Source organism: Erwinia sp. MYb375 (assembly GCF_037479175.1).
In the GTDB taxonomy this organism is placed as follows: domain Bacteria; phylum Pseudomonadota; class Gammaproteobacteria; order Enterobacterales; family Enterobacteriaceae; genus Erwinia; species Erwinia rhapontici.
The window spans coordinates 49,351-74,803 of sequence record NZ_JBBGZS010000024.1 but is presented as its reverse complement, the minus strand read 5'-3'; the positions used below and the strand labels follow the sequence as shown (position 1 = coordinate 74,803).

Genomic DNA, 25,453 nt, shown 5'->3' with positions numbered 1-25,453 from the left:
GCCGATCATTTTTTCGATCGGCCCGTAGAGATATTAGAGAATAATGCCACCCAACAGGAAACCAAACGCCACCGACAGCACAATGGCCAGCGTGCCAGGGATCAGGAACGAGTGGTTAAAGACAAAACGGCCGATTCGTGTGGAGCCGGTATCGTCCATTTCAACTGCGGCCAGCAGTGTAGGATAGGTTGGCAGCACAAACAGTGCGGATACCGCAGCAAACGACGCCACTGCCGTGACCGGGGAAACACCCAGCATCAGGGCTGCCGGCATCAGCGCTTTGGTGGTTGCCGCCTGCGAGTAAAGCAGCGTTGAGGCGAAGAACAGGATGACTGCCAGCATCCATGGATAATCGTGCAGCAACTCGCCTGCCACCTGCTGAATATCGCCGATGTGAGCTTTGACAAACGTATCCCCCAGCCAGGCAACGCCGAGTACGCAGACACAGGCGCTCATGCCGGATTTGAAGGTACTGGCACTGAGGATTTCACCGGTATCAATCTTGCAGGTTAAGCAGATCAGCGCGGCGACGGTCAGCATAAACACCACGATGGCTTCATTACGCGGCAGCACTGGGTTTTGAATCAGGCCAACCGCATCGCTGATCGCGGTGGCGTACAGCACCACGGCGACAATGCCGATCAGCAGCAACAGCACTGAGCGCCTGGCTCCTGGTTTTTCTTTAAACTTGCTGGCCCCACGCAGGGCCACTTCGCCTTTTGCCAGCCGGGCCTGATATACCTCATCATCCTTCAGCTCTTTGCCAAGGAAGTTGGTGAGCAGCGCAGCGATAAAGATAGCCGCCATCGTGGAGGGGATCGCAACCGCCAGCAGCATCAGGTAGCTGATGCCTTTGGGTTCGAGGATGCCCGCCATAAACACCACGGCCGCTGAAATTGGCGAGGCGGTGATGGCAATCTGCGAAGAGACCACGGCAATCGACAGCGGGCGGGAAGGGCGTATGCCCTGTTCTTTGGCCACCTCGGCAATCACCGGCAGCGTGGAGAACGCGGTGTGCCCGGTCCCCGCCAGCAGGGTCATCACATAAGTCACCAGCGGTGCCAGCAGGGTGATATAGCGCGGATGTTTACGCAACAGGCGCTCGGCCAGATTGACCAGATAATCCATCCCTCCGGCAACCTGCATCGCGGCGATAGCGGCAATAACGCCCATGATGATTTCGATAACGTCGAACGGGATGGCACCCGGTTTGATTTGAAACCCCAGGGTGAGAATCAGCACCCCGAGACCTCCGGCAAAGCCGATGCCGATCCCTCCCAGTCGACTGCCCAGATAAATCGCGGCAAAGACGACGATAAGCTCAGGTAATAACATTGGGTGTTCCTTAATTTTTTTGCTAATAAACCGTTAAAATTTTGTGTGCTGTGAAAAATAAAAAGGCACGGTGTTCGGGTGAACAACGTGCCTTAAAAAGTTAGATATCCGGTCTGTTATTGTTCGTTTTCATCGGTATAGCGTTTTGCTTTGTACACCGGGAACATCAGGTTCTGCGTAGAGAAAATATCATCCAGCTCGCTTTCGGTCAGTAAACCGCGCTCCAGGACCACTTCACGCACGCTCTTACCGGTTTCGGCGCAGATCTTGCCGACAATATCGCCATTATGGTGGCCGATATACGGGTTGAGGTAGGTGACAATGCCGATGGAGTTAAACACGTAGGCCTCGCACACCGCTTTGTTGGCGGTAATGCCATCGACGCATTTTTCCAGCAGGTTATAGCAGGCGTTGGTCAGAATATGAATGGACTCAAACATCGCCTGGCCGATGACCGGTTCCATCACGTTAAGCTGGAGCTGGCCGGCTTCAGAAGCCATCGTCACTGTAATATCGTTGCCGATGACCTTGAAACATACCTGATTGACGACCTCAGGGACGACCGGATTAACCTTGGCAGGCATGATTGAAGAGCCCGCCTGCAATTCCGGCAGGTTAATTTCGTTCAGGCCAGCGCGTGGGCCGGAGGAGAGCAAACGCAGGTCATTACAGATTTTCGACAACTTAACCGCCAGGCGTTTCAGCGAACTGTGCACCATGACGTAGGCACCGCAGTCGGAGGTGGCTTCGATCAGGTCTTCCGCCGGCACGCAGGCCAGGCCGCTGACTTCCGCCAGCTTCTGTACGGCCAACTGTTGATAGCCGTCCGGGGTATTCAGACGTGTACCAATGGCGGTCGCGCCCAGGTTGACTTCCAGCAGCAGTTCGGCGGTGCGAAGAATGCTGCGGATCTCTTCATTCAGCAGCACGTTAAAGGCATGGAATTCCTGACCAAGTGTCATCGGTACGGCATCCTGAAGCTGGGTACGGCCCATTTTCAGGATGGTGTTAAATTCCACCGCTTTTCGCTGGAAGCCTTCACTCAGCTGGCCGATAGCGTCCAGCAGTTTCAAAATGGAGCTGTAAACGGCAATGCGGAACCCGGTTGGGTAGGCGTCGTTGGTGGACTGGCATTTGTTCACGTGGTCATTCGGATTGAGGTACTGATACTCCCCTTTCTGATGCCCCATCAGCTCAAGGCCAATATTGGCCAGCACTTCGTTGGTGTTCATATTCACCGAGGTGCCAGCGCCGCCCTGGTAAACGTCGATCGGGAACTGATCCATACACCGGCCGTTGTTCAGCACTTCATCACAGGCACTGATAATGGTGTTTGCCACGTTGCGCGGGATAGTTTGTAACTCTTTGTTCGCCAGCGCTGCCGCTTTTTTAACCATGACCATACCGCGTACAAATTCAGGGATGTCACTGATTTTGCTGTTACTGATATAGAAGTTTTCAATCGCACGCAGAGTATGAACACCGTAGTAAGCATCCGCGGGGACTTCACGCATACCTAACAGGTCTTCTTCGATACGAATGTTATTAGTCATGAGAACCTTCTTTAAAGGAATACCGGTAAAATCATCACAATTTAAGTGCCTGTTTCTGCGGTCGACATCCAGAGAATATCGGGCCGGAGAACGGCTGCCGCAAGATTTTATCTGTTTGCGTCATACCGAGCACGATCATATTCTGTCGTGATGCAAAAGCCTGAAGCCAGATCACTTAAACTGTCTGCCATATCAAACAGTTTCAATGATATGTGATCGTACTCACAATGAAAGGTGTCGCATCTATTTCAACATTTCCCGTTGAAAAAGGGGGCCGTCGCTCCCACCTTCTATACTATCGGTCACTACGATCGCCATTTTATGCCGCCATGCACTCTGCAGGGTGGCCATTGATACAGGAGAATACGGTGCGCTGGTTACCGTTCTTAGTAATTTTTGCCCTGGTATGGATCGAGATTTCTCTCTTCATTCAGGTTGCCCATGTGATGGGTGTGTTGATGACCATGTTACTGGTGATCTTCACATCCTGCATCGGCATTTCTCTGGTGAAAAACCAGGGGATGAAAAACTTTATGCTGATGCAGCAGAAGCTGAATGCGGGCGAAAGCCCGGCGGCAGAGATGATCAAGAGTGTCTCACTGGTGCTGGCCGGTTTCCTGCTGTTGCTGCCAGGCTTCTTTACCGACTTCATTGGTCTATTGCTGCTGTTGCCTCCGGTACAAAAGCATTTGACGCTGAAGCTGATGCCGCATCTGAAAGTCTGGGGCGGGAGAGGAGCTGCGCCTGATAGCGGGTTTACCGTTGATGGTGAATATGAGCGTAAAGAATCAAATCTGATTGAGCATGACCGCAACGACGACAGGCGTTAATGTTTTGTCAGTCAATCACGGTGCTTTCCTGACGGGGCGCCGTTTTTTTTGCCTGCCGAACAGGATGTACAAAAAAACACCTAACGAGGCAGTTAACAAAAAAAATTACATCTGGCCCTTGAAAGGCCTCTTCGGCGGCCGCATCTCTTCCGTCACGAGGCCGGTAGCCAATGTAGCCCGGCTTTCATCCCAAAACTGATTGGACTTCTCAAAGGAGAGCTAACAATGAAAATTCGTCCATTGCACGATCGTGTTATCGTCAAGCGTAAAGAAGTTGAATCCAAATCTGCAGGTGGCATCGTGCTGACCGGTTCTGCGGCGGGTAAATCTACTCGTGGCGAAATCCTGGCTGTTGGCAACGGTCGCATCCTGGAAAATGGTGAAGTGAAGCCATTGGACGTGAAAGTAGGTGATGTGGTCATCTTCAGCGAAGGCTACGGCGCGAAAACTGAAAAAATCGACAACGAAGAAGTTCTGATCATCTCAGAAAACGACATTCTGGCGATTGTTGAAGCGTAATTAACGCGTAATTCACTGAACGTAACGAATTTAAGGAAAAAGATAAAATGGCAGCTAAAGACGTAAAATTCGGTAATGACGCGCGCGTAAAAATGCTGCGCGGTGTGAACGTACTGGCAGATGCAGTAAAAGTTACCCTGGGCCCGAAAGGCCGTAACGTGGTTCTGGATAAATCTTTTGGTGCACCGACCATCACGAAAGATGGTGTTTCTGTTGCGCGTGAAATCGAGCTGGAAGACAAGTTCGAAAACATGGGCGCTCAGATGGTGAAAGAAGTGGCTTCCAAAGCTAACGACGCTGCGGGTGACGGTACCACCACTGCTACCGTACTGGCACAGTCTATCATCACCGAAGGCCTGAAAGCCGTCGCTGCGGGTATGAACCCGATGGATCTGAAACGCGGCATCGACCAGGCGGTTATCGCTGCGGTTGAAGAGCTGAAAAAACTGTCTGTGCCTTGCTCTGATTCTAAAGCGATTGCTCAGGTAGGGACTATCTCTGCTAACTCCGATGAAACCGTGGGCCAGTTGATTGCTCAGGCGATGGAAAAAGTCGGCAAAGAAGGCGTGATCACCGTTGAAGAAGGCACCGGCCTGCAAGATGAGCTGGACGTGGTTGAAGGTATGCAGTTTGACCGTGGCTACCTGTCCCCTTACTTCATCAACAAGCCAGAAACTGGCGCAGTTGAGCTGGAATCTCCATTCATCCTGCTGGCTGACAAAAAAATCTCCAACATCCGTGAAATGCTGCCAGTGCTGGAAGCCGTTGCGAAAGCTGGTAAACCACTGCTGATCATCGCTGAAGATGTTGAAGGCGAAGCCCTGGCAACGCTGGTGGTGAACACCATGCGCGGCATCGTGAAAGTGGCTGCGGTTAAAGCACCAGGTTTCGGTGACCGTCGTAAAGCCATGCTGCAGGACATCGCTGTTCTGACCGGTGGTACCGTGATCTCTGAAGAAATCGGTATGGAACTGGAAAAAGCCGTTCTGGAAGATATGGGCCAGGCGAAACGCGTTGTGATCAACAAAGACACCACTATCATCATCGATGGTACCGGTGAAGAAGTGGCGATCAACGGCCGTGTGACTCAGATCCGTCAGCAGATCGAAGAAGCAACTTCTGATTACGATCGTGAAAAACTGCAGGAACGTGTAGCGAAACTGGCAGGCGGCGTTGCCGTTCTGAAAGTGGGCGCAGCGACTGAAGTTGAAATGAAAGAGAAGAAAGCGCGCGTTGAAGATGCTCTGCACGCAACGCGTGCAGCAGTAGAAGAAGGCGTGGTTGCTGGTGGTGGTGTTGCCCTGGTACGCGTGGCGTCTAAACTGTCTGAACTGCGTGGCCAGAACGAAGACCAAAACGTGGGTATCAAAGTTGCGCTGCGCGCAATGGAATCCCCACTGCGTCAGATCGTTGCTAACGCCGGTGAAGAGCCATCTGTTGTAACCAACAACGTGAAAGCAGGCGAAGGTAACTACGGTTACAACGCGCAGACCGAAGAATACGGCGACATGATCGACTTCGGAATCCTGGACCCAACTAAAGTGACCCGTTCTGCTCTGCAGTACGCGGCTTCTGTTGCTGGCCTGATGATCACCACCGAATGTATGGTGACTGATCTGCCTAAAGGCGATGCGCCTGATTTAGGCGCTGGCGGCATGGGTGGTATGGGTGGCATGGGCGGCATGATGTAATGCCCCCTCTCCACTGCCGTTAAGCGGCACGTGATGCAGAACGCCCCGTCAGTTTGCGCTGACGGGGCGTTTTTTTATTGGCAGGTCACATCAAGCCTTTTGTACAGGGTACGATCGTCGTCGTCATCATCATCGACTTGGTAATTGATGTTGCACTCCTCTTTACTGCGCGCGATTTTTACCCGCATACTGGCCTGATCGGCTGCATTACTCAGAAACACCACGCCCTCATCGACAGCCTCTGCGACAATCCCTCCCTCCTGCCATAGCGTACTGCCTTTCGGTAACATTTGGCCATCCGCAAGCCTGATGGTGAGAAGCAATCGGGTGCCGGAGAGTAGTGCTATCTGCACTTTTTTTACCGTACCTCGTGCCAGATGCAGTGTGCGGTGACCATTAATCACATCGATATTTTTAGGGAGTTTATCCACATCGATGTTCAGCGAACTATCCTGCCATGGCGGTATCGAAGGGAGGACTGCCTCTCCACGCCAGTCCGTCCACGCGGTCCCGCCTGGTGTGATGATCGGGATCCCTGCGACAGGACGATTGAGTGACAGCAGACCAAAGGTATCCGATACCGGATTGTTGCTGAAACCCACACCGTAAGGATAAAGGATGACTGCACCCTGGCCGCTCACGCTGTAGTTGCTATTGTGCTGAGTGTCTTGCTGGGTATTAAGGCTAAGGCGGGTATAGCGCAGATCGCTGTTGAGCGAGGCCTGGATCGAGCGGCTATGATCGCTGTTGATTTGTTCAAGAGCCAGGTTGTAATCACTGTAGTCTGAAAGTGGCGCACTGACTTCACTCCCCACTACTTCGCGATGATTATAAGCGCGGTAGTAGTGCCGAGAATGCGTCTCCCCCAGCGACCAGTTGACATTCAACGAGATATTTTTATTTTTCTGCTTTCCGCCGCTGCCCTGCGACGCACTCAATGACAGCCGAAAATTCTTAGTGAAACGACGGTTCCAGGACAGCATGGCATAGCGCCATAACTGATTGTTCTGATAGCTACGCGTGCGGCTATAGCTCAGAGACAGTGTGCCCAGCCATTGCGGAGACCAGTTAGCAGAGAGGCTGAGTTCGTTGTTTTGCTGGTCGTTGTGCTGACTATTGCGCTGTTTTGCTTCATTCAACGTGATAAAACCCGGACTATTTTTACTCATTCCCAGTGACAGGGAAAGATCCTGCGACAGATTATGGCTACCCGAAAGCTGCAATTTAGCGCCGTTACTGCGGGGAGAATCGTTCTGTTCCACGATAGCCTGCAGTGAAAGTGAGCTGCTGTTTGCAAGGATTCCAGGCACGCCGTTAAGCGATATAGCAAGGGAATGGTAGGTTTTGCTGAGCAGTGCTCCGCTGCGCAGTGACCAGCTGGGGCCGGGTTGCCAGTTCTGATTTAGCGTCAAAATAGCAGGTGTAGCACCGTCCTGTGCGACTCTCTTTACACTGCCTATCGCCAGGCTAAAACCGGGGCTGCTGCGGCCATTAAAACGGGTAAGCTGGGTGACAGGAACCACAAAGTGCTGATTCTCGCCATGATTTTCTACCACCGTAACATCAAGTGAGGTATTGAGATTTTGTACTGGAATATTCTCCAGATTGAACGGACCTGCCGGAACCAGGGTGCTGTAAATGATTTGATCATACTGTCGCACTTCGACACGAGCCTGAGGGGTATTAGCAATGCCCTCAATATTTACGCCACTTCCACCCTCTCCTTGAGATAACACATCATCCGGCGAGAGCTGAAAGCCATTTAATGTGTCCAGTGAGAATAGGGTATTTTTAACGTTAATTTCCCCGGCCTGTAGGGTCTTGTTCAACTTGCTCACATAGCGTTCAAGATAGGTGGAGTTGACCGTCGCCGTCAGACCCTGTTTATCCTGTTGAAAGTTTTGCTGACTGCGTAACATCCAGTTGGCCAGATTGATACCGCTATCCAACGCCAGCCAGCTGTAACGTTCCTGAGAGTTACGGGAACGGTTGATGCTGGAAAAGTAGTTGTAGTTAACGTGGATAGCGCTACCGCCATATTCGCCCTCATGACGCTGGCTGACAAGCCATGAAGAGGGCACTACGATACTGAGCGACTGTGTTTCCTGTTGCCAGACGAGGCTAATCTGGCTATCACTGGCTGCCCAGTCATAACATTTTTGAGAGCGTGCGGCATCAGGAACGCTCAGGCCCAGTTCTTCAAGCAGTTCTGGCGTGAAACACATCGCTCCCTGGGGAGTGACCTGTAATTGGAAGGAGCCGATAAAATCACCGTTAAGGCTGATATCGACCACATTCATTCCGGCAGGGATCTTGCCCAACCGATCCAACTTTTCCAGTGCATTTGGGTCCAGACCGTGGCGTTTTTATGTCTCAATGTCCCAGTCTTCAGGTGAGGTTTCACCCGATAAAGAAGCGGAAGGTGTTTAGTTGGCGGTGGCATGACCATTTACCGCCACAAAAATCAGACTGGCGGGCAGTAAAAAAATGAGCTTCCACATTATTCCATTTCATTTTGTAATGAGTGCGGTAAATTTCCTTTTACCGCCGGGGTCAATGTGTCACCGACATTTCAACATTGCCAGTGTCGAAGCCATATTTCGACACGGTTTCAATACTGACCTTTTGCGTGGCAGAGAGCTGCCCGGCTTCTTTCACCATCACGGGTACCGTCTGCTGCGGCAGAACATAGGTTTTGGTCAGCAGCCCGTTTTTCCCCTGCGGCAGTAGCTTGATCTGCTGTGACAGCCTGACCACATAAGGGCTGGGATTGTGTACCGTCAGCTTATCGCCGTTGACGCTCCAGACCAGTGCTTTCCATGGATCGGCGTTCATGGCTAATCCTTGCGGATGAATAATCACCGGAATATTTTGGCGAATATTAACGTCAATTCTGTTTTCATCATTGCCTGTTTTCGGCCGGATCCCTTCGAAGGTGACACGTTTCAAATGCTCAACCTGAAGTGGGCGCTCGCTATTAAGAATAAAACGTACCAGCTGGGTTTTCCCGGCGGCCAGGCGCATGACAGGCTGTGTGGCGTACAATTTCGGCTTTGGGTCGTCAGGTAAATCGTGAATTTTGACATACAGCAGTTCTGTCTGCTCGTCAGTATTGGTGACATTGATGCTGCCGCCGCCATCCTTTTCAAGAATAAACAGCATGGGGGTTTCTGGTTTCATGGTGGCGTAAGACGCTGCTGTCCAGGTGCAGCAGAGTAGGGCGAGTGTAGTAAGGGTAAAGGAGCGCATAGTACCTCTGAAATGAGAACGGAGTGCTACAGGTCGTAACACTCCGGTATTTAAGCGAAATTAACTTGGGATTACAGGTAAACCAGGTCGTAAGTCGCTTCACCTTTGATATCGATATTTTCAGAGGTTTTCAGCGTGGATGCCGGGGAAATAAATGGGGTGAATTCCAGCCCGATGGTATGGACTTTACCCATAGCAGGGGCATTGCTTTTACTGCCTCTTGTCCAGGAATACATCTTTTGGCCAGTACCTGAAATCATATGGGCGTTATCAAAAGAACTCCAGACGTTAGACCCCACAGGAGCGCTGATAAAATTGTTCACGCCCAGCTGGTCTACATTTGTGCTATTGGTGTCGAGCTTCACCATATAACCGCCGATCACCGCGCCGTCAGAGGTTGCTCCCAGACTGAAAGCATCGACCATTTTTATGCCCCGATAGGCAACCTGGCCCGCTTTTTCTGCCACATCAGTGGGTTGGATGGCAACGGCTGTGGCTGATGGGCAGTCAATCCTGAGCTGCATTTTTTTGACTGGTAGCATGGTTTCTGAATCCGTGTTCAGCTTATCGGCTAACAGTTTTCCTAACTGAACGGTTGTTGAGTCGCTCCCGTTACCGATATCGCATGACGCAGGAACAATCATGCCATCAACTTTTACAGTGAACTGTGAGCCTGCATTGGCCATGCCCGATGCTGCGATAGCGGCCAACAGAGTGACGTTCAGCGCGGTCTTTTTAAAATTCATGTGTGTATAGTCCTTATACGTTTTATTCATGAAGAAATGACTCTCCTGTGAGAATCGGGGTGATGCTTAATTCTTAATACGGTTTTATTGAATTCCAGGGAAACCTAAACATTCCCTTTTTATCCTAACATCTGAAAGGCAGAATTAAATATCGCATGTTTGCCTTTTTACCTTATCAAAGGTTGCTTGATGCATTTTGGAAACTTATTTTTATATCTTTAGGTGTAATGTTAATTAATGCCAGAAAACAAATGTAGAAAATGAGATTTCTTACAGATAAACAATTTCAAAAGTTGCCATTCCATCGAGTTTTATGGTATCTGCCTGATTTAAACTGAAGATGAAAGGCTTCAGGATAATATCAATATTAACCTGACGTGCGCTGCCTGGCGTTGTCTGGCTACCCCATGAGTAAATGCTTTCACCGGAGGGAGTCAGCCTGAACTGCCCACTGCGCCAGCTAACCCCTTCGTTATCAGAAACCAGCACGTTAGGTATGACTCTTCCGTCCATTCGCGAGTGCTCTGAGTCAATCAGGGCGAGATAGCCTCCAATCGCATGTCCTTTATTTGTCAGGCCAAGACTGAAAATATCACGCTGCTGTTCACCTGCCAGCTGAACGTTGCCGGCATTCGGCGCAATGTCTCTGGCCCGGAAAGCAAACGAAGTCGCCCCCTGACATTGAATAATCAACCCTAATTTTTTTTCGGGTAGTAGCGTTTTTCCAGAACGGGTGCTGCCCTGGCCTGCGTAGGGATTTAACTTAATGCTTCCTGCGCTATTCATGCCGATATCGCACGAACTGGGTGTAATCTCCCCCTGCAACTTTACGGTTGTTTGGGAGGATGCGAATATCTCATCAGAGCCTAATGCAAGCAGTATCATCACGGCAAATGAGAGAAGTGATCTGATTTTTTTCATGCATAGTCCATTATTTATTATGTGTGATAGCAGCCCGACTTGTTATCCTGGCGTAGTGGTGGGCGTCTCGATTATACACAGTGATCTTTTTAATAAAAGTTTGTCTTTATAGTTATTTTGTTTTTCTGTGTGTTTTATCTTGGTATTTTGTTTTTTTTAATTATTTATTTGGAATGATTGTTGTTAATATATGGTTATTAATTGGAAGTATATCGCTTAATTGGTGCTAATTATCACTCTAATTGTGTGTTCAAAAAGTAATCAGCTGCGGGCGCGAGAAAATCAGTAAGGATGTTTTTCTTTTGCCAGTTAAAAGGGTATAAATGAGGTCGTATAATTTTACAATTTTGAGGAAAAGCATGCGTATTCACGTACTGGGATTCTCGGCCCTCGCGCTGCTACTGGCAGGCTGTAGTTCATCCAACACACTGAGCTCAGCTGGCGAGCGCGTCACCTTTACCGATCAGCAACCCGCAAGTAGCTGCCAGCTGCTGGGCAATGTGACCGGCGCACAAAGTAACTGGTTCTCAGGTTCCGGTGGCGAAGGCAGTTCACTGCGCGGCGCGGCCAACGATCTGCGTAATCGTGCGGCAGAGATGGGCGGTAACGTCATTTACGGTGCCACCAGCCCAACCCAGAACATCTGGTCCAACTTTGCACCACTCGACAGCAAAATGAGTGGTCAGGTGTATAAGTGCTCGTGATCGTTATGGCCTGATGGGCATTCTGACGATGAATAAAAAAGGGTGGCTTTAAGCGCACCCTTTTTTATTACTGCAATGCCGCCGCATCTACTCCTGACGTAGCTGTAAATCCAGCGGCGTTTTGCTCGGCTCTCCGCCAATCTCGCGCGCCAGTTTCGGCACCATATAACCCGAAACCCTACCCAATAGCTCACGCATAATGGCACGTGCGCGCTGGTCATCAACGTAGAAATGCGCTGCGCCCTGCACTTTATCCAGCACATGCAGGTAATAAGGAAGTATTCCGGCATCAAACAGCGCATTGCTCAGTGCGGCCAGCGTGGTGGCATCATCGTTAATGCCCCGCAGCAGTACGCTCTGATTCAGCAGCGTCACACCTGCACGTTTTAGCATAAGCATACCGTGGCGAAGGTCGTCGTCGATCTCCTGCGCATGGTTGATATGGGTGACCATCAACGTTTGCAGGCGTGACTGTGCAAGCCGCTGGCACAGCGTTTCGGTAATGCGTTTGGGGATCACCACCGGCAGGCGGCTGTGGATGCGCAGGCGCTTAATATGTGGGATCTGTTCCAGTTCTGCGATCAGCCAGTCCAGCTCGTGATCCTTTGCCATCAGCGGATCGCCGCCGGAGAAAATAATCTCATCCAGTTCTGGCTGTTGTCGGATATACTCCAGGGCTTGCTGCCAGTTGCGTTTATTGCCCTGATTATCAGAGTACGGAAAATGGCGGCGAAAACAGTAACGGCAATTGACGGCACAGCCGCCTTTGACCAGCAATAGCGCACGATTACGATATTTATGTAACAGACCCGGCACCACACTGCTCTGCTCATCCAGCGGATCGGTACTGTAACCCGGTGCATCAACGAACTCCTGCTGCGAGGTAATAACCTGTAGCAGCAGAGGATCCTGCGGATCGCCTTTGCGCATGCGTGCAGCAAAGGCCCGGGGGACGCGCAGGGCGAAAAGACGCCGTGCGTCATGGCCTGAAACCAGATCAGGGTGATGTTGCAACGCTAAAAGTTGCAGTAATTCATTCGGATCAGTGATTACATCGGCAAGTTGATGCAACCAATCTTCTCGCACAGGGGTATTTAGGGTTACAATGTGTGCCATTTTTTTGGCTAAGTACCAGTAATAAATTGTAGAGGGCCTTTATGGCGACTTATTCTAGCAACGATTTCCGTCCCGGTCTTAAAATCATGTTCGAAGGCGAGCCTTATGCCATCGAATCAAGCGAGTTTGTTAAGCCGGGTAAAGGCCAGGCATTCGCACGCGTAAAAATGCGTCGTCTGTTGACCGGAACGCGTGTTGAGAAAACTTTTAAATCTACCGACTCCGCTGAAGGCGCTGACGTAGTAGATACTAACCTGAACTACCTGTACAACGACGGCGAGTTCTACCACTTCATGCACCCGGAAAGCTTCGAACAGCATCCTGTTGAAGAGAAAACCGTGGGTGATGCAGCAAAATGGCTGCTCGACAACGCTGAGTGTATCGTGACCCTGTGGAACGGCAAGCCGATCCAGGTGTTACCACCGAACTTCGTTGAGCTGGAAATCACGGATACTGATCCTGGCCTGAAAGGTGATACCGCAGGGACTGGCGGCAAGCCAGCGACACTGTCTACCGGTGCGGTAGTGAAAGTGCCACTGTTCGTGCAGATTGGCGAAGTGATCAAAGTCGATACCCGTTCTGGCGAATACGTTTCACGCGTAAAATAAGCCCGAACCAGTGAGGGCCTGCCCGTCAGGCCCTTATCCTTGACGATGTGAGTTTAAGTATATGTTGAAATTCATAGCTGTTGCATTGTTGATGACCTGCGCGCTCAGCGCCTGTAATACCTTCCACGGCTTTGGCGAAGATGTGCAGCATCTCGGCGGCGCCATCACTGACGCAGCCAATAAGTAGCGTCTTCCGGTCTGAAAAATTTCCTTTTTGCTTTGTCATACAGGCAAGCGCATAAATTACAGCTATGCTTACATCGCTGTGCTTTATCTCTAATTAAAAGGAAATTGCTATGAAGAAAAGTATTGTTGCCCTTCTTTCTGTTCTGGTGCTCTCTTCCGTACTCTCTGCCTGTAATACTACGCGTGGCGTGGGTGAAGATGTTGAGGCGGGTGGTAAGGCAATTCAGAAAAGCACGAATTAATCTGTGTGAAACGCCGGTGCGGTGCACCGGCGATAGCATGGCTAGTGCTGCTTGACCCAAATCAGTTTATCCACGGCAAAGCCTGCACTGCGTGCTTTAGCCAGTAACTCTGTTTTTACCCCGGCTTCCAGCTGCGGCGTCCGTGATAAAATCCACAGATAGTCCCGATTCGGCCCGCACACCAGCGCGTGCTGGTAATTATTATCCAGCGCGATCACGTTATAGCCGCCATAAAACGGCCCGAAAAATGACACTTTGAGTGCGGCCAGATCAGAAGGGCCGGTAAAATACGCCTTACCCACACTCTCCTGCCAGCGCTGTTTGCGGGTATTAAAGCCACGGTTAACCACTTTCAGTCCGCCATCGTCGCGTTTGCTGTAGGTGGCCGTCACCTGCTCCAGGCCGCGTTCAAAACGGTGGTCCAGGCGCGCAATCTCATACCAGCTTCCAAGATAGCGTTCGGCATTGAATCCAGAAATGGGGGTAACGCCTTGCGGCGGAGTGGTAGAGCAGGCAACCGAGAGCAGCGCTCCGGCACCTGCGGTAAACATTTTCCATAGCGACATATAAATAAGCCATTCCTTAATGATCGAATGGCTTGAGTATAGGTTTACACCGCGATCACGCCAATTAATGCTACTACGCTTAACAGCGAGGCAATGCCGTAGCACAGCAGCTTGCTGGCAGGGATATGCAGTTTCAGGTCATGCAGGCTATGGTGCAGGCGGTGCAGGGCGCACCACAGTGGCAGCACAATCACCAGCAGCAGGATGACTCGGCCAGGCAATGACTGAGCAAACCCCAGAACCCGCTCATAGCTGAAAGGCTCTGCTGGTGCCCAGCCCAGCGGCAGCAACAAGCCGACCAGCAGAACGATCACCGGGCTGACCAGCGCAGCCCACATGCCCCCGGCACCAAACAGTCCCCAGAAGATAGGTTCATCAGAACGTTGCGGTTGTGTGTTCATTATCACTCCTTAAGCCAGCAGCGACACGGCCAGTACAACGCCGCTTAAAATAAGCATTACGATCCAGAGCCCTCTAATGATCGGTTCCGGCGGGAGCTTCTCCCCTTTAACGATAATAATTTGTGCTTTCGGGGCGAGGTCAAACCAGGTTTTGCTGTGATGCAAGGCGGCGACGAATGTCACCAGATTCAGTAACAGGACGATGGGGTTCTGCAGAAAGGTGACAAAACCTTGCCAGCTTTCCGGTCCCATCTTCAGGGCAAACAGGCCGATAATCAGCTCAATACTGAACCACAGCGCTGGAATGGCGGTGCCCTCACGCAGCATATACAGACGATAGAACGGCAGCGACTGCCACCAGCTTCCTGACACAGGGCGAATATAAGCATTACGTTTCGTGGTCATTCACAACCTCCTTAATGGGGTTTCAGGGTGGCGATCAGGAAGTCTTTACTGCTCTCCACTTTGCCCTGCTGGATAGCTGCTGCCGGATCGACGTGTTTCGGGCAAACTTCAGAGCAGAAGCCGACAAACGTACAGCTCCAGACGCCATTAATGCCATTAAGCTGCGGCATACGCTGTGCTTTACCCCGGTCGCGGCTGTCGAGGTTATAGCGGTGGGCAAGGGTGATCGCCGCGGGTCCAATAAACTCAGGATTCAGGCCAAACTGGGGGCAGGCGGCATAGCACAGGCCGCAGTTGATACAGCCGGAAAACTGATGGTATTTCGCCATCTGCGCCGGGGTCTGCAGGCCCGGGCCTTCGCTGGCCTCGCGCGGGTTGCCGATCACCCAGGGCTTAATGGCCTCCAGGCTTTCCATAAAGTGAGTCATATCAACCACCAGATCGCGTTCGATCGGGAAGTTTGCCAGCGGTTCTACTTTGACACCGGACGGGTAATCGCGCAGGAAGGTTTTGCACGCCAGTTTGGGGACGCCATTCACCATCATCCCGCACGAACCACAGATCGCCATGCGACATGACCAGCGATACGACAGGTCAAAAGCCAGGTTGTCTTTGATATAGCCGAGGGCATCAAGCAGCGAGGTGGTTTCATCCCAGGGGACGTCAAAAATCTCGTTACGCGGGACACGGTCGGTTTCCGGGTTGTAGCGCATGATGTTGATTTGACGGCTTTTGCTCTCACTCATGACCAGGCTCCTTGTGGGTGCTGCCCTCAGAGGCCGCGCCATACACGCGCGCAGCAGGCGGCAGATGGGTAATGGTCACCGGATCGTAAGCGACCGAAGGCGCTCCCTGCGGGTTGAAGAAGGTCAGGGTATGCGCCAGGAAGTGTTCGTCGTCGCGTGTGGTGCAGCCTTCATCCAGCCGCTGATGTGCGCCGCGAGACTCTTTGCGCTGAATGGCTGAATGCGCCATACACTCCGCCACATCCAGCCCGTGGGCCAGTTCAACGGCGTACAGCAGTTCGGTGTTGAACACGCTGGAGGTGTCGGTCACACGCAGGTTAGAAAAACGCTGCTTCAGCTCTGCCAGCTTATCGATGGTTTTTTGCATCAACTCCGTGGTGCGATATATGCCGCAGCCTTCTTCCATCGCCATGCCCATCTCATCACGCAGCGTGGCCGCATTTTCGCTGCCCTGCTGATTCACCAAACCGTGCAGTCGTTTTTCAATGTCGTTGCGCTGAGCGCTGAGCGCGGCATCCCGCACCGGATGTGGCTGGGAAGCGCGTTGTGCGGCTTGCTCTCCCGCCAGGCGCCCGAACACCACCAGTTCTGCCAGCGAGTTAGAACCGAGACGGTTCGCGCCGTGCAGTCCGACGGAGGAACATTCACCCACGGCAAACAGACCCTGGATACGGGTTTCACACTCGGCGTTGGTTTCAATGCCGCCCATGGTGTAGTGCGCGGTCGGGCGTACCGGGATCGGGGCAGTAATTGGGTCCACGCCGACATAGGCTTTGCTCAGTTCGCAGATAAACGGCAGGCGTTCACGCAGCTTTTTCTCACCAAGGTGGCGCAGATCAAGATAGACGACGTCTCCGCGTGATGTTGCGATGGTGCGTCCGGCGCGCCATTCGTGCCAGAAAGCCTGGGAAACCTTGTCGCGCGGGCCCAGCTCCATATATTTGTTTTTCGGCTCCCCGAGCGGGGTTTCTGGTCCCATGCCGTAATCCTGCAGGTAACGGTAACCGTCTTTATTGACCAGAATACCGCCCTCACCGCGGCAGCCTTCCGTCATCAGGATGCCGGAACCCGGCAGGCCGGTGGGATGGTACTGAACAAACTCCATATCGCGCAGCGGCACGCCATGGCGAAACGCCATGCCCATGCCGTCGCCGGTGACGATGCCGCCATTGGTGTTGTAGCGATAGACGCGGCCAGCGCCGCCGGTTGCGAGGATCACTGACTGTGCGCGCACTTCCAGCAGCGTGCCTTCCATCATGTTGATCGCGACCAGGCCGTGCGCCACGCCATCGTCCACCAGCAGGTCGAGGACAAAATGCTCATCAAGGCGTTGAATTTGTGGGTATTTCAGCGAGGTTTGAAACAGAGTATGCAGCATATGGAAGCCGGTTTTATCGGCGGCAAACCAGGTGCGTTCAATCTTCATCCCGCCAAAGCGACGGACGTTGATGGAGCCATCTTCTTTGCGGCTCCACGGGCAGCCCCATAGCTCCATTTGTGCCATTTCCTGCGGGCAGTGCTGAACAAAGTAGTCCACTACGGGTTGTTCACACAGCCAGTCGCCCCCGGCAACGGTATCGTGAAAATGAGAATCGAAACTGTCCTGCTCTTGGGTGACGGCGGCGGCACCGCCTTCGGCGGCCACAGTGTGGCTGCGCATCGGATAGACTTTGGAGATCAGAGCAATCTTCAATCGCGGGTTGGCTTCTGCGGCGGCAATCGCAGCACGCAGCCCGGCTCCACCAGCACCAACAATGACTAAATCGGCATTCAGGGTTTGCACAATTTTCTCCCTTATACCCTGCATACGTCGCGCAACATGTGTGTTGCCTGTTTTTCTGCCACGCGAACCATGGTGGGTATTTTGTGTTTGAGATTTTTCCAGAGGCAAAGCGGGTGGCTCTACCCGACAGTCGCGGCCCAGTATAAGGGGGTTAAAATGGCGCCAATTTGATGTGTTCGGGCATTTCGGCGGGTAAGTGATAAAAAACCCTTCACTTTATGTGGAAAGCGTGTTGCTGGTTTTTTCGACGTAGAATTGTGTGTTGCGGCCCGGACAGGTAGACTTCCTGCCCCTACTGACTTTGGAGTAAAAAAGATGAGCGATTCGGCTAGCTGGCAGCCAAGTGCATCTATCGCCAATTTATTAAAGCGTGCGGCGATCATGGCTGAAATCCGGCGTTTCTTTGCCGATCGTGGCGTACTGGAAGTGGAAACCCCGGCCATGAGCCAGGCGACGGTGACCGATGTCCATCTGTTCCCATTCCAGACCCGGTTTGTTGGCCCAGGCGCCGCTGCCGGTATCGATCTTTATCTGATGACCAGCCCTGAATACCATATGAAGCGTCTGCTGGCCGCAGGCAGTGGGCCGATCTTCCAGCTGTGTCGCAGTTTCCGTAATGAAGAAATGGGGCGCCACCATAATCCCGAATTCACCATGCTGGAATGGTATCGTCCGCACTACGATATGTACCGCCTGATGAACGAGGTGGACGATCTGCTGCAACAGGTGCTGGAGTGTGCCCCGGCCGAGACGCTTTCCTACCAGCAGGCGTTTATTCGTCATCTGGAGATTGACCCGTTGTCTGCTGACAAAGCGCAACTGCGCGAAGCGGCCGAAAAACTGGGCGCTGGCGATCTCGCTCATCGTGAAGAAGATCGCGATACGTTGCTGCAACTGCTGTTTATGCTGGGTGTGGAACCGGAAATCGGTAAAGAGAAACCGGCGTTCGTCTATCACTTCCCGGCCAGTCAGGCGGCGCTGGCAGAGATCAGTACGGAAGATCACCGCGTGGCAGAGCGCTTCGAGGTCTATTTCAAAGGTATTGAGCTGGCGAATGGTTTCCGTGAACTGACCGATAGCCGTGAACAGCGTCTGCGTTTTGAGCAGGATAACCGTAAGCGTGCGGCTGCGGGTCTGCCCGTGCAGCCGATTGATACCAACCTGCTGGACGCGCTGGCGCACGGTATGCCGGAGTGCTCCGGTGTGGCATTAGGTGTTGATCGTATTGTGATGCTGGCACTGAAAGCAGAGCAGCTCAGTGATGTGATCGCGTTTACCGTCGACCGTTGTTAAAGCACAGGGCGGACCGAAAAAGAAGGTCCGCCCCTACAGGATCACGGTCGTCGCGCTGAGGCGATCACAACCCGCCCGATTTATAGTTTCTTGCCACTGGTGCACCGTTGCTGGCCGGGGTTTTACGCCCAATGGTTTCCATACGAACCTGGAACGGTGGGAACGGCATTTCCAGCCCGTGTTCCTGATAGCCACGTAGGATCAACTGATGCAGCTCATGGCGCAGCGGCATACGGTGCCCCATTTCTGCCGCGTGAATTCGCAGCTCAAACAGCTGGATACCCTGCTGTAAATCCACCAGGAATGCTTCCGGCTGCGGTGTATCCAGCACGTAGCTGCAACGTTGCGCGGCCGTCAGCAGGATGTTAGTCACTTCTTCGCTGTTGGCTTCAGCCGGTGCCGGGATCGTCAGCACCACGCGGGTGACGGAGTCGGACAGCGACCAGTTGATAAACTGCTCGGTAATAAAGGCCTTATTCGGCACGATAATCTCTTTGCGATCCCAGTCCGTAATCGTCGTGGCACGGGTGTTAATCCGCGTAATGCTGCCGGTGAGTTCGCGGATCGTGACGGTATCCCCGATGCGGATCGGCTTCTCAAACAGAATGATCAGACCAGAGATAAAGTTGGCGAAGATCTCCTGCAGCCCAAAGCCCAGTCCCACCGTTAAACCGGCGACCAGCCACTGTAATTTCGACCAGTCGATACCAATCAGTGAGAACCCCGCCAGGCCGCCAATCAGGATCAGCAGATATTTCGTCAGGGTGGTTATCGCATAACCGGTCCCTGGCGTCAGGCTGAGGTGTTGCAGCAGCGCCAGCTCCAGCAGGGCAGGCATATTGCGCACCAACTGGGTGGTAATGATCAGCACAAGGATCGCGATCATCACCGATCCGAGCGTGATCGGTTGCAGGCTTTCGACGCCCTGAACGGTGGTGCTGACATCCCACAAGCGGATATTTTCCAGGAAGCCAAAGGCGGAGTGGATTTCCGACCAGAGCACAATCACGGAGACCAGCGCAATCAGCGTCAGGATCGAGCGTACCAGGCGTAATGACTGTGCGCTGATGGCATCAAGGTCGATGACCGGCTCTTCCACATCCACGCTATCGACGGCGGTCTGTTGTGCCGCCACCTCTTCCTCGCCACGCGCACGCTGAGCAAGGATTTCAGCACGGCGCTGACGGGCGCGATCAAAAGCGATGCGTCGCCCCCGGGTGAGCATCCAGCGGCGAATAATATGGTAAATCACCAGCAGCAGTAACCAGATGGCCACCGAGGTTTCCAGACGTGCCAGCAGGGCCTGCGCGGTGGCCAGATAACCGATGCATGAGGCCAGTGCCGCCATCATCGGAATGGCGATCATCGCGTTCCACAGCACGTTATTAATAAAGTTCTCACCGTTGCCCTCTTTGTCGAGGTGTAGCGGGATACCGGCACGCTTCAGGCTGACGGTCACCAGGCTTAACGCGCCACAGATCAGGATAAAACACAGGCGCCCGAGGGTGGCTGAGAATTGACGATCTTCGAGATTATCGAAGGCGATCAGCATCATCATCAGCGGCACGACCAGGCCGATGCACAGCGTGTAGAAACGCATGGCGCGAGCCACGCGAGTTTGTGGCCAGCGGAAATGGACGATAAACAGACCCTGCGGGCGAGCAAAGGTATTACTGACCATAAAGGCCCACAGCAGCGGGACGCTGGCGGTCACACCGTCGCCGATGGCGATGGCGATGGGATAGGGCCAGGCATGTTGTAAACCGTAACCCAGTGCCGCCCATAATACCGGCAGCGGTAGCGCCACCAGAATCGACCAGAACACAGTACGCAGCGTCAGGCTAAAATGATCCTGGGTGACTTTGCCGACCTTGCTGGAAGCGCGTTCAAGGAATTTACGGAAATGGCGGCGCGAGCTGATGCTGAAACCGACCAGCAGCATCGCGCCCAGCAGAGGCAGCACGGTTTCGCGGCTGGTGACCATCATCACCATTGCGCCACCCAGCTGGCCCAGGGTATCCAGCGACAGCAGACGGTGCAGGTCGCGCGCCAGATCGAGCGGGTAGCTGAAATCCACCGGGCTGACATCGGCTGTCCAGAAGAGATAGCGGTGCGTAGCCTCTTTCACTTCATTCAGCGCATCCACCAGCTGACTGTTACCGACTTTTAACTTGGTCACGCCAAGGATCAGGTTATCGCAGCCGGAGAGCAGGGAGGTGAGCAGCTCACGTTGGGTTTTCAGCTGAGCATCCAGAATGCGTCGCTGTTCCGCGGTCAGATTACTGTTGTCATCCTGGCGTAGCTGAAGCAGTGATTTCTGGCGTTCCAGCAGATCTTCGTAATAGAGGCGCTGGACGCGCAGCTGGGCCATTTCGTTGTCCAGCTGCTGGGGTTTTGGCATATCTGGCAGACGTGCCACCTGTGCACGCAGCGCTTCGCCCAGCACATTGGATACGCCCAGCCATTGTGACTGTTCACGAATGGTGCTCAGTGCCTGACGAACCTGAATGGTCTGATTGGCGGCGGTGCGCTGCTGCGACGCCACCAGATCCATACGCTGCGCCTGCTGATTCAGCGCGCTGGACAGTTCGCGGTTAACGCGGAACTGTTCGGTGATGCCTTTGGGCATATCACCGCTGTTTTCTGCCAGCTGTTCGGTGCGGGCCAGCGCCATTTCAGCTTCACGCTGGCGCAGGCTGTTCAGCTGGTTACGTAAATCCTGTAGGTAAGCATCCAGGCTGGCGGCTTTACGCTGATGGACTTCGGCGCGCATACGCGCCAGTTCCTGGCGATTGTTAGCCGATAACTGTGCCAGTTCGAGTTCATCGACCCGGGCTTTTTGTGCCGCAGACTCAGCCTGACGCTGTGCCAGCTGTGCCTGGCCCAGCGGTGTGGTCGGGGCGGGTTGCCCCTGTAAACGGCGTTCGATCTCATTCAGCGCCCGGCGGGCTTCTGTTTGTTGCTGCGGTAACTGGGAAAGTGAATCGCTGATTTCGCGTGCGCGATCCTGCTCCTGCTGAACCTGGCGGCTCTCTTCCAGCAGCTGGCTGCTGACCTGTAAGATCTCCTGATCAAGGTCAGCGGCACTCATGTTGCTGCGCAGGGGCTTACTGCTGTCCGTCAGCGTGACGACCTGCTGACGTAACTCGCGGGAGAGTTTAGGAAAATCGTCAATGACCTGCTGGTAATCCTGCGTGAGGTTGAGCGAGTTTTGACGCTCGTCCAGCCAGGTCAGCGTGGATTGCAGGGCATCGACGATAGCCGTCTGATTCGCCGACGTCTTGTCTGACTTCGCCTCTTCCAGCTGCTGTTTGATCAGCGATGCATCCGGTGCGCTGGCGGCATAAACCGGCTGGAGTAAGCTCCAGCCTAATAAAAAAGTGAGAATCAGACGTAACATGGCAATTCGCTATGGATGGTGGAGGACGTCTTCCGCACTTTCTTTCTGCAGTGCGATGGCCAGCGTGGCGCCAAGACGGGTTTTACTTTCTGCCGCCAGGCTTTCAGCCAGCTTCACTTTGCCTGGTGCGAACAGGTTGATGACGGTAGATCCCAGTTTGAAACGGCCCATTTCCTGGCCTTTCAACAGTACGACAGAACCTTCGGCATCGGCACCTGGCCAGCTCCAGCGTTTGATCACACCTTCACGCGGTGGTGTAACGGTACCGGACCATACGGTTTCAATACTGCCCACGATGGTCGCCCCCACCAGAATCTGCGCCATTGGGCCAAATTCCGTATCAAACAGGCAGATGACGCGTTCATTACGCGCAAACAAGTTGGGAATGTTCTGCGCGGTCAGTGGGTTCACGGAGTAGAGATCGCCCGGAACGTAGATCATTTCACGCAGGATACCATTACACGGCATATGTACACGGTGGTAGTCACGCGGTGCGAGATACGTGGTGACAAACTCGCCGTCACGGAACATATCAGTCATCGCGGCGTTGCCTGCCAGCAGCGCTTCCAGCGAATAGGTATGGCCTTTGGCCTGGAAAATCTGCTCACCTTCAATACGGCCCAGCTGGCTGATAGCACCATCTGCAGGCAGGATCAGCAGGTTCGGGTCCGTTTCAATCGGACGCGCATCGTCACGCAGCGGGCGGACGAAGAAATCGTTAAAGGTGCGATAGCTGGCGGTATCAGGCTTCTGCGCCTCTTTCATATCCACCTTGTAGTACCAGACGAAAGCATCAATCACTGCTTTGGTCAGCCACCCACCGCGCTTGCTGGCACCCCAGCCGGCCAGTTCAGTCAGGGCTTTTTTAGGCAGTAAGTTATTCAGGCCGAGTTTAATACGATCTAACACGTTAGCCTCCTGGCTCAAATCAGACGGGTATAGCGCTTTAAAATAAAAGGGGGCGGATTGTAGCAGCGCCCGGAGGTTTAGGCTATTGCCTGACTCTCAGGGCGGCTGCAGGTGGTTCACGCCACGCGGGCAGGTGCAATCAGTTTTTGTCCGTGGTGAAGCGACGGGTTTTACCCTGCACTTCAGACATGGTTTCCAGAATCAGGTGATAGTTAACGAAACGCGATTCGTTGATCTCACCTTTATCCACCGCTTCGCGAATGGCGCAGCCGGGATCGTTGTCATGTTTACAGTCACGGAATTTGCATCCCCCCAGATAGTCACGGAATTCGACAAATCCTTGCGTGATTTGTTCCGGCTCCAGGTGCCACAAACCAAATTCACGTACGCCAGGGGAGTCAATCACATCACCGCCTTGCGGGAAGTGATAGAGACGGGAGGCGGTGGTGGTGTGCTGGCCCAGGCCTGAGTTATCTGAGACGTCATTGGTGAGGATCTCAGCATGGCTCAGTTCCAGCCCCAAAAGGGCGTTCAGCAGGCTGGATTTCCCCACGCCAGACTGCCCGGCGAAGATGCTGATACGATCGGTCAGTGCCTGCTCCAGTTCAACCAGCCCCTCTTTACGATGGCTGGATACCATCAGCACGTTGTAGCCAATATGACGATAGATATCCATTTGCTCATCGACAAAGGCACGACCTTCATCATCCAGCAAATCGGTTTTATTCAGTACCAGCAACGGCTCAACGCCCAGCGTCTCACAGGCCACCAGATAGCGATCAATGATGTTCAGCGACAGTTCCGGCAAAATAGCCGAGACCACCACAATCTGATTGATGTTGGCCGCAATGGGCTTCACGCCGTCATAGAAATCAGGACGGGTCAGTACCGAGGTTCGTTCATGAACGGCTTCAACAATGCCTTTAACGGTGGCACCGCCTTCAACGCCTGGACGCCAGCGCACACGGTCACCGGTCACCAGCGAACGAATGGTGCGGCGGATGTTACAACGGTGAACGGAACCATCCGCATCTTCTACATCAGCATGCATACCAAAACGGCTGATCACCACGCCATCGCGAACTTCACCGAACAGATTGTCATCTGGCTCAGGTTTATCGGCACGCTGCTTCAGGCGACGATCGTGGTTGGCACTTACGCGACGTTGCTGACCCTTGGATAGTTTGTTTTTAGTCACTGTTCCTCACACCGGTTTTGCATATTTCGCCCTGACAGGGCAAAAGGACTATCATACACGCTACTTAACCCTGCAGCCCTATACTCTGAATCATTCGAGTATACATTGTGAGACGTACTATGACTGCCAATGCCAACAACCTGATTTGGATTGATCTTGAAATGACCGGGCTGGACCCGGAGCAGGACCGTATTATTGAGATTGCCACACTGGTGACCGATGCCGATCTGAATATCCTGGCGGAAGGGCCAGTGCTTGCTGTCCACCAGTCCGATGCCCAACTGGCATTAATGGACGAGTGGAATGTGCGCACGCACACCAACAGCGGTCTGGTTGAGCGTGTTAAAGCCAGCCAGTACGATGAAGAGGCCGCCGTGCAGGCCACCATTGCGTTCCTGAAAGAGTGGGTACCCATCAACAGCTCTCCGATTTGTGGCAACAGTATTGGCCAGGATCGTCGCTTCCTGTTCAAATATATGCCGGAACTGGAAGCCTACTTCCATTATCGTTATCTGGATGTCAGCACGCTGAAAGAGCTGGCGCGTCGTTGGAAACCGGAGATCCTGCCGGGTTTCAAAAAGCAGGGCACCCACCAGGCAATGGACGATATCCGCGAGTCCGTGGCGGAACTGGCCTATTACCGCGAACATTTTATTCAGCTGTGATGTTTTAACGATCCGGATGAAAAAGGGGGAAACCCCGGTAAATGGCTCAAAAATGCCGATTAAATCAGCGTAATGGCGGTTTAATCGGCAGTCGAAAGAAAAAAGAAAAAAAATATGAGTGGCAGGGTTGCGAGGAGAAAGAATTCTCGTATAATGCGCACCCCGTACCGGTGAAGAATTTTCATCGTTACCCAGAGCGGGAATAGCTCAGTTGGTAGAGCACGACCTTGCCAAGGTCGGGGTCGCGAGTTCGAGTCTCGTTTCCCGCTCCAATTTTTAAAGCAGTAAAGCACCACCCAAGCGGGAATAGCTCAGTTGGTAGAGCACGACCTTGCCAAGGTCGGGGTCGCGAGTTCGAGTCTCGTTTCCCGCTCCAAAATTTAGGTT

At 53.1% G+C, this 25,453-nt stretch carries 24 protein-coding genes and 2 tRNA genes; 11 read left to right on the top strand and 15 right to left on the bottom strand.

All coding sequences use genetic code 11. The features are described from left to right. Positions 1 to 33: 33 nt before the first annotated feature. Positions 34 to 1,335 carry an anaerobic C4-dicarboxylate transporter gene (locus tag WH279_RS22185; protein ID WP_339458929.1) on the bottom strand — a complete coding sequence of 434 codons (1,302 nt, stop codon included), beginning with the start codon at positions 1,333 to 1,335 and terminating at the stop codon, positions 34 to 36. Between the two features lie 116 nt (positions 1,336 to 1,451). After that, entirely contained in the window at positions 1,452 to 2,888 is a 1,437-nt protein-coding gene (gene aspA, locus WH279_RS22180) for an aspartate ammonia-lyase (protein WP_339458926.1), read from the bottom strand. Positions 2,889 to 3,256: 368 nt separating this feature from the next. Between aspA and WH279_RS22175 the strand changes: the two genes are divergently transcribed. From WH279_RS22175 to groL, 3 genes are all read left to right on the top strand, one after another. Beyond that, a complete protein-coding gene (locus WH279_RS22175; RefSeq protein ID WP_200641873.1) occupies positions 3,257 to 3,718 on the top strand; it encodes an FxsA family protein in 462 nt (153 codons plus the stop codon). 225 nt (positions 3,719 to 3,943) lie between these two features. Beyond that, positions 3,944 to 4,237, top strand: coding sequence for a co-chaperone GroES (locus tag WH279_RS22170; RefSeq protein WP_133842582.1), 294 nt, complete (start codon positions 3,944 to 3,946; stop codon positions 4,235 to 4,237). A 47-nt stretch (positions 4,238 to 4,284) separates the two neighbouring features. Next, the gene (gene groL, locus WH279_RS22165) at positions 4,285 to 5,928 is read left to right on the top strand and encodes a chaperonin GroEL (RefSeq protein ID WP_200641872.1); all 1,644 of its coding nucleotides are present in this window, start codon (positions 4,285 to 4,287) and stop codon (positions 5,926 to 5,928) included. 74 nt (positions 5,929 to 6,002) lie between these two features. Here the strand turns inward: groL and WH279_RS22160 are convergent, their stop codons facing one another. The 4 genes from WH279_RS22160 to WH279_RS22145 form a co-directional block, all read right to left on the bottom strand. Beyond that, complete coding sequence (locus WH279_RS22160; protein WP_339458922.1) at positions 6,003 to 8,258, bottom strand: fimbria/pilus outer membrane usher protein; 2,256 nt, start codon at positions 8,256 to 8,258, stop codon at positions 6,003 to 6,005. Between the two features lie 223 nt (positions 8,259 to 8,481). Then, positions 8,482 to 9,177 (bottom strand): fimbria/pilus chaperone family protein, encoded by a 696-nt coding sequence (locus tag WH279_RS22155; protein ID WP_339458920.1) that lies wholly within the window; start codon positions 9,175 to 9,177, stop codon positions 8,482 to 8,484. Positions 9,178 to 9,248: 71 nt separating this feature from the next. Continuing rightward, on the bottom strand, positions 9,249 to 9,953 hold the full coding sequence (locus WH279_RS22150) for a DUF1120 domain-containing protein (protein ID WP_339458918.1): 705 nt from the start codon (positions 9,951 to 9,953) through the stop codon (positions 9,249 to 9,251). A 240-nt stretch (positions 9,954 to 10,193) separates the two neighbouring features. Next, positions 10,194 to 10,844 carry a hypothetical protein gene (locus WH279_RS22145; RefSeq protein WP_339458916.1) on the bottom strand — a complete coding sequence of 217 codons (651 nt, stop codon included), beginning with the start codon at positions 10,842 to 10,844 and terminating at the stop codon, positions 10,194 to 10,196. Positions 10,845 to 11,203: 359 nt separating this feature from the next. Here WH279_RS22145 and WH279_RS22140 point away from each other — a divergent pair, with 359 nt between their 5' ends. Then, positions 11,204 to 11,548: a DUF4156 domain-containing protein gene (locus tag WH279_RS22140; protein ID WP_133842576.1), complete on the top strand. Its 345-nt coding sequence runs from the start codon at positions 11,204 to 11,206 to the stop codon at positions 11,546 to 11,548. 87 nt (positions 11,549 to 11,635) lie between these two features. Here WH279_RS22140 and epmB read toward each other — a convergent pair whose 3' ends face one another. Further along, entirely contained in the window at positions 11,636 to 12,664 is a 1,029-nt protein-coding gene (epmB, locus tag WH279_RS22135) for an EF-P beta-lysylation protein EpmB (protein WP_339458913.1), read from the bottom strand. Positions 12,665 to 12,705: 41 nt separating this feature from the next. On the opposite strand from epmB, the gene efp reads away from it, so the two are divergent. From efp to WH279_RS22120, 3 genes are all read left to right on the top strand, one after another. After that, positions 12,706 to 13,272 carry an elongation factor P gene (efp, locus tag WH279_RS22130; protein WP_133842574.1) on the top strand — a complete coding sequence of 189 codons (567 nt, stop codon included), beginning with the start codon at positions 12,706 to 12,708 and terminating at the stop codon, positions 13,270 to 13,272. Positions 13,273 to 13,333: 61 nt separating this feature from the next. After that, positions 13,334 to 13,459, top strand: coding sequence for an entericidin A/B family lipoprotein (locus WH279_RS22125; protein WP_133842573.1), 126 nt, complete (start codon positions 13,334 to 13,336; stop codon positions 13,457 to 13,459). Positions 13,460 to 13,568: 109 nt separating this feature from the next. Then, positions 13,569 to 13,700, top strand: coding sequence for an entericidin A/B family lipoprotein (locus tag WH279_RS22120; protein WP_133842572.1), 132 nt, complete (start codon positions 13,569 to 13,571; stop codon positions 13,698 to 13,700). Between the two features lie 41 nt (positions 13,701 to 13,741). Here WH279_RS22120 and WH279_RS22115 read toward each other — a convergent pair whose 3' ends face one another. Genes WH279_RS22115 through frdA form a run of 5 tightly spaced genes read right to left on the bottom strand, consistent with a single transcriptional unit; the run spans position 13,742 to position 17,601 of the window. Then, the gene (locus WH279_RS22115) at positions 13,742 to 14,266 is read right to left on the bottom strand and encodes a lipocalin family protein (protein WP_200641866.1); all 525 of its coding nucleotides are present in this window, start codon (positions 14,264 to 14,266) and stop codon (positions 13,742 to 13,744) included. 44 nt (positions 14,267 to 14,310) lie between these two features. Continuing rightward, positions 14,311 to 14,667 carry a fumarate reductase subunit FrdD gene (frdD, locus tag WH279_RS22110; RefSeq protein WP_445235198.1) on the bottom strand — a complete coding sequence of 119 codons (357 nt, stop codon included), beginning with the start codon at positions 14,665 to 14,667 and terminating at the stop codon, positions 14,311 to 14,313. 9 nt (positions 14,668 to 14,676) lie between these two features. Next, entirely contained in the window at positions 14,677 to 15,072 is a 396-nt protein-coding gene (frdC, locus tag WH279_RS22105) for a fumarate reductase subunit FrdC (RefSeq protein WP_339458909.1), read from the bottom strand. Between the two features lie 11 nt (positions 15,073 to 15,083). Continuing rightward, the gene (locus tag WH279_RS22100) at positions 15,084 to 15,818 is read right to left on the bottom strand and encodes a succinate dehydrogenase/fumarate reductase iron-sulfur subunit (protein WP_339458906.1); all 735 of its coding nucleotides are present in this window, start codon (positions 15,816 to 15,818) and stop codon (positions 15,084 to 15,086) included. Then, the gene (gene frdA, locus WH279_RS22095) at positions 15,811 to 17,601 is read right to left on the bottom strand and encodes a fumarate reductase (quinol) flavoprotein subunit (protein ID WP_339458904.1); all 1,791 of its coding nucleotides are present in this window, start codon (positions 17,599 to 17,601) and stop codon (positions 15,811 to 15,813) included. The genes WH279_RS22100 and frdA overlap by 8 nt, the downstream gene beginning before the upstream one ends. A gap of 315 nt (positions 17,602 to 17,916) precedes the next feature. Here frdA and epmA point away from each other — a divergent pair, with 315 nt between their 5' ends. Continuing rightward, the gene (gene epmA / locus WH279_RS22090; RefSeq protein WP_200641862.1) at positions 17,917 to 18,894 is read left to right on the top strand and encodes an elongation factor P--(R)-beta-lysine ligase; all 978 of its coding nucleotides are present in this window, start codon (positions 17,917 to 17,919) and stop codon (positions 18,892 to 18,894) included. 64 nt (positions 18,895 to 18,958) lie between these two features. Here epmA and mscM read toward each other — a convergent pair whose 3' ends face one another. The 3 genes from mscM to rsgA form a co-directional block, all read right to left on the bottom strand. Further along, entirely contained in the window at positions 18,959 to 22,294 is a 3,336-nt protein-coding gene (mscM, locus tag WH279_RS22085; protein ID WP_339458901.1) for a miniconductance mechanosensitive channel MscM, read from the bottom strand. A gap of 9 nt (positions 22,295 to 22,303) precedes the next feature. Next, positions 22,304 to 23,203 carry an archaetidylserine decarboxylase gene (gene asd, locus WH279_RS22080; protein WP_200641860.1) on the bottom strand — a complete coding sequence of 300 codons (900 nt, stop codon included), beginning with the start codon at positions 23,201 to 23,203 and terminating at the stop codon, positions 22,304 to 22,306. Between the two features lie 139 nt (positions 23,204 to 23,342). Beyond that, the gene (gene rsgA / locus WH279_RS22075; RefSeq protein ID WP_133842564.1) at positions 23,343 to 24,401 is read right to left on the bottom strand and encodes a small ribosomal subunit biogenesis GTPase RsgA; all 1,059 of its coding nucleotides are present in this window, start codon (positions 24,399 to 24,401) and stop codon (positions 23,343 to 23,345) included. 119 nt (positions 24,402 to 24,520) lie between these two features. On the opposite strand from rsgA, the gene orn reads away from it, so the two are divergent. The 3 genes from orn to WH279_RS22060 all read left to right on the top strand — a co-directional run bounded on the left by orn (position 24,521) and on the right by WH279_RS22060 (position 25,442). Next, positions 24,521 to 25,066: an oligoribonuclease gene (gene orn / locus WH279_RS22070; RefSeq protein ID WP_133842744.1), complete on the top strand. Its 546-nt coding sequence runs from the start codon at positions 24,521 to 24,523 to the stop codon at positions 25,064 to 25,066. A gap of 196 nt (positions 25,067 to 25,262) precedes the next feature. Further along, positions 25,263 to 25,338 (top strand) — tRNA-Gly (locus tag WH279_RS22065). A gap of 28 nt (positions 25,339 to 25,366) precedes the next feature. Next, positions 25,367 to 25,442, top strand: a tRNA-Gly gene (locus WH279_RS22060). Positions 25,443 to 25,453: the final 11 nt, after the last annotated feature.

Coding starts and splice junctions, on each gene's coding strand:
- aspA (WP_339458926.1), bottom strand. CDS start 2,888: ATGACTAATAACATTCGTATCGAAGAAGACCTGTTAGGTATGCGTGAA.
- WH279_RS22115 (WP_200641866.1), bottom strand. CDS start 14,266: ATGTCGCTATGGAAAATGTTTACCGCAGGTGCCGGAGCGCTGCTCTCG.
- frdD (WP_445235198.1), bottom strand. CDS start 14,667: ATGAACACACAACCGCAACGTTCTGATGAACCTATCTTCTGGGGACTG.
- WH279_RS22185 (WP_339458929.1), bottom strand. CDS start 1,335: ATGTTATTACCTGAGCTTATCGTCGTCTTTGCCGCGATTTATCTGGGC.
- frdC (WP_339458909.1), bottom strand. CDS start 15,072: ATGACCACGAAACGTAATGCTTATATTCGCCCTGTGTCAGGAAGCTGG.
- WH279_RS22120 (WP_133842572.1), top strand. CDS start 13,569: ATGAAGAAAAGTATTGTTGCCCTTCTTTCTGTTCTGGTGCTCTCTTCC.
- WH279_RS22150 (WP_339458918.1), bottom strand. CDS start 9,953: ATGAATAAAACGTATAAGGACTATACACACATGAATTTTAAAAAGACC.
- WH279_RS22145 (WP_339458916.1), bottom strand. CDS start 10,844: ATGAAAAAAATCAGATCACTTCTCTCATTTGCCGTGATGATACTGCTT.
- WH279_RS22100 (WP_339458906.1), bottom strand. CDS start 15,818: ATGAGTGAGAGCAAAAGCCGTCAAATCAACATCATGCGCTACAACCCG.
- WH279_RS22140 (WP_133842576.1), top strand. CDS start 11,204: ATGCGTATTCACGTACTGGGATTCTCGGCCCTCGCGCTGCTACTGGCA.
- mscM (WP_339458901.1), bottom strand. CDS start 22,294: ATGTTACGTCTGATTCTCACTTTTTTATTAGGCTGGAGCTTACTCCAG.
- WH279_RS22155 (WP_339458920.1), bottom strand. CDS start 9,177: ATGCGCTCCTTTACCCTTACTACACTCGCCCTACTCTGCTGCACCTGG.
- epmA (WP_200641862.1), top strand. CDS start 17,917: ATGAGCGATTCGGCTAGCTGGCAGCCAAGTGCATCTATCGCCAATTTA.
- WH279_RS22125 (WP_133842573.1), top strand. CDS start 13,334: ATGTTGAAATTCATAGCTGTTGCATTGTTGATGACCTGCGCGCTCAGC.
- groL (WP_200641872.1), top strand. CDS start 4,285: ATGGCAGCTAAAGACGTAAAATTCGGTAATGACGCGCGCGTAAAAATG.
- efp (WP_133842574.1), top strand. CDS start 12,706: ATGGCGACTTATTCTAGCAACGATTTCCGTCCCGGTCTTAAAATCATG.
- orn (WP_133842744.1), top strand. CDS start 24,521: ATGACTGCCAATGCCAACAACCTGATTTGGATTGATCTTGAAATGACC.
- epmB (WP_339458913.1), bottom strand. CDS start 12,664: ATGGCACACATTGTAACCCTAAATACCCCTGTGCGAGAAGATTGGTTG.
- WH279_RS22170 (WP_133842582.1), top strand. CDS start 3,944: ATGAAAATTCGTCCATTGCACGATCGTGTTATCGTCAAGCGTAAAGAA.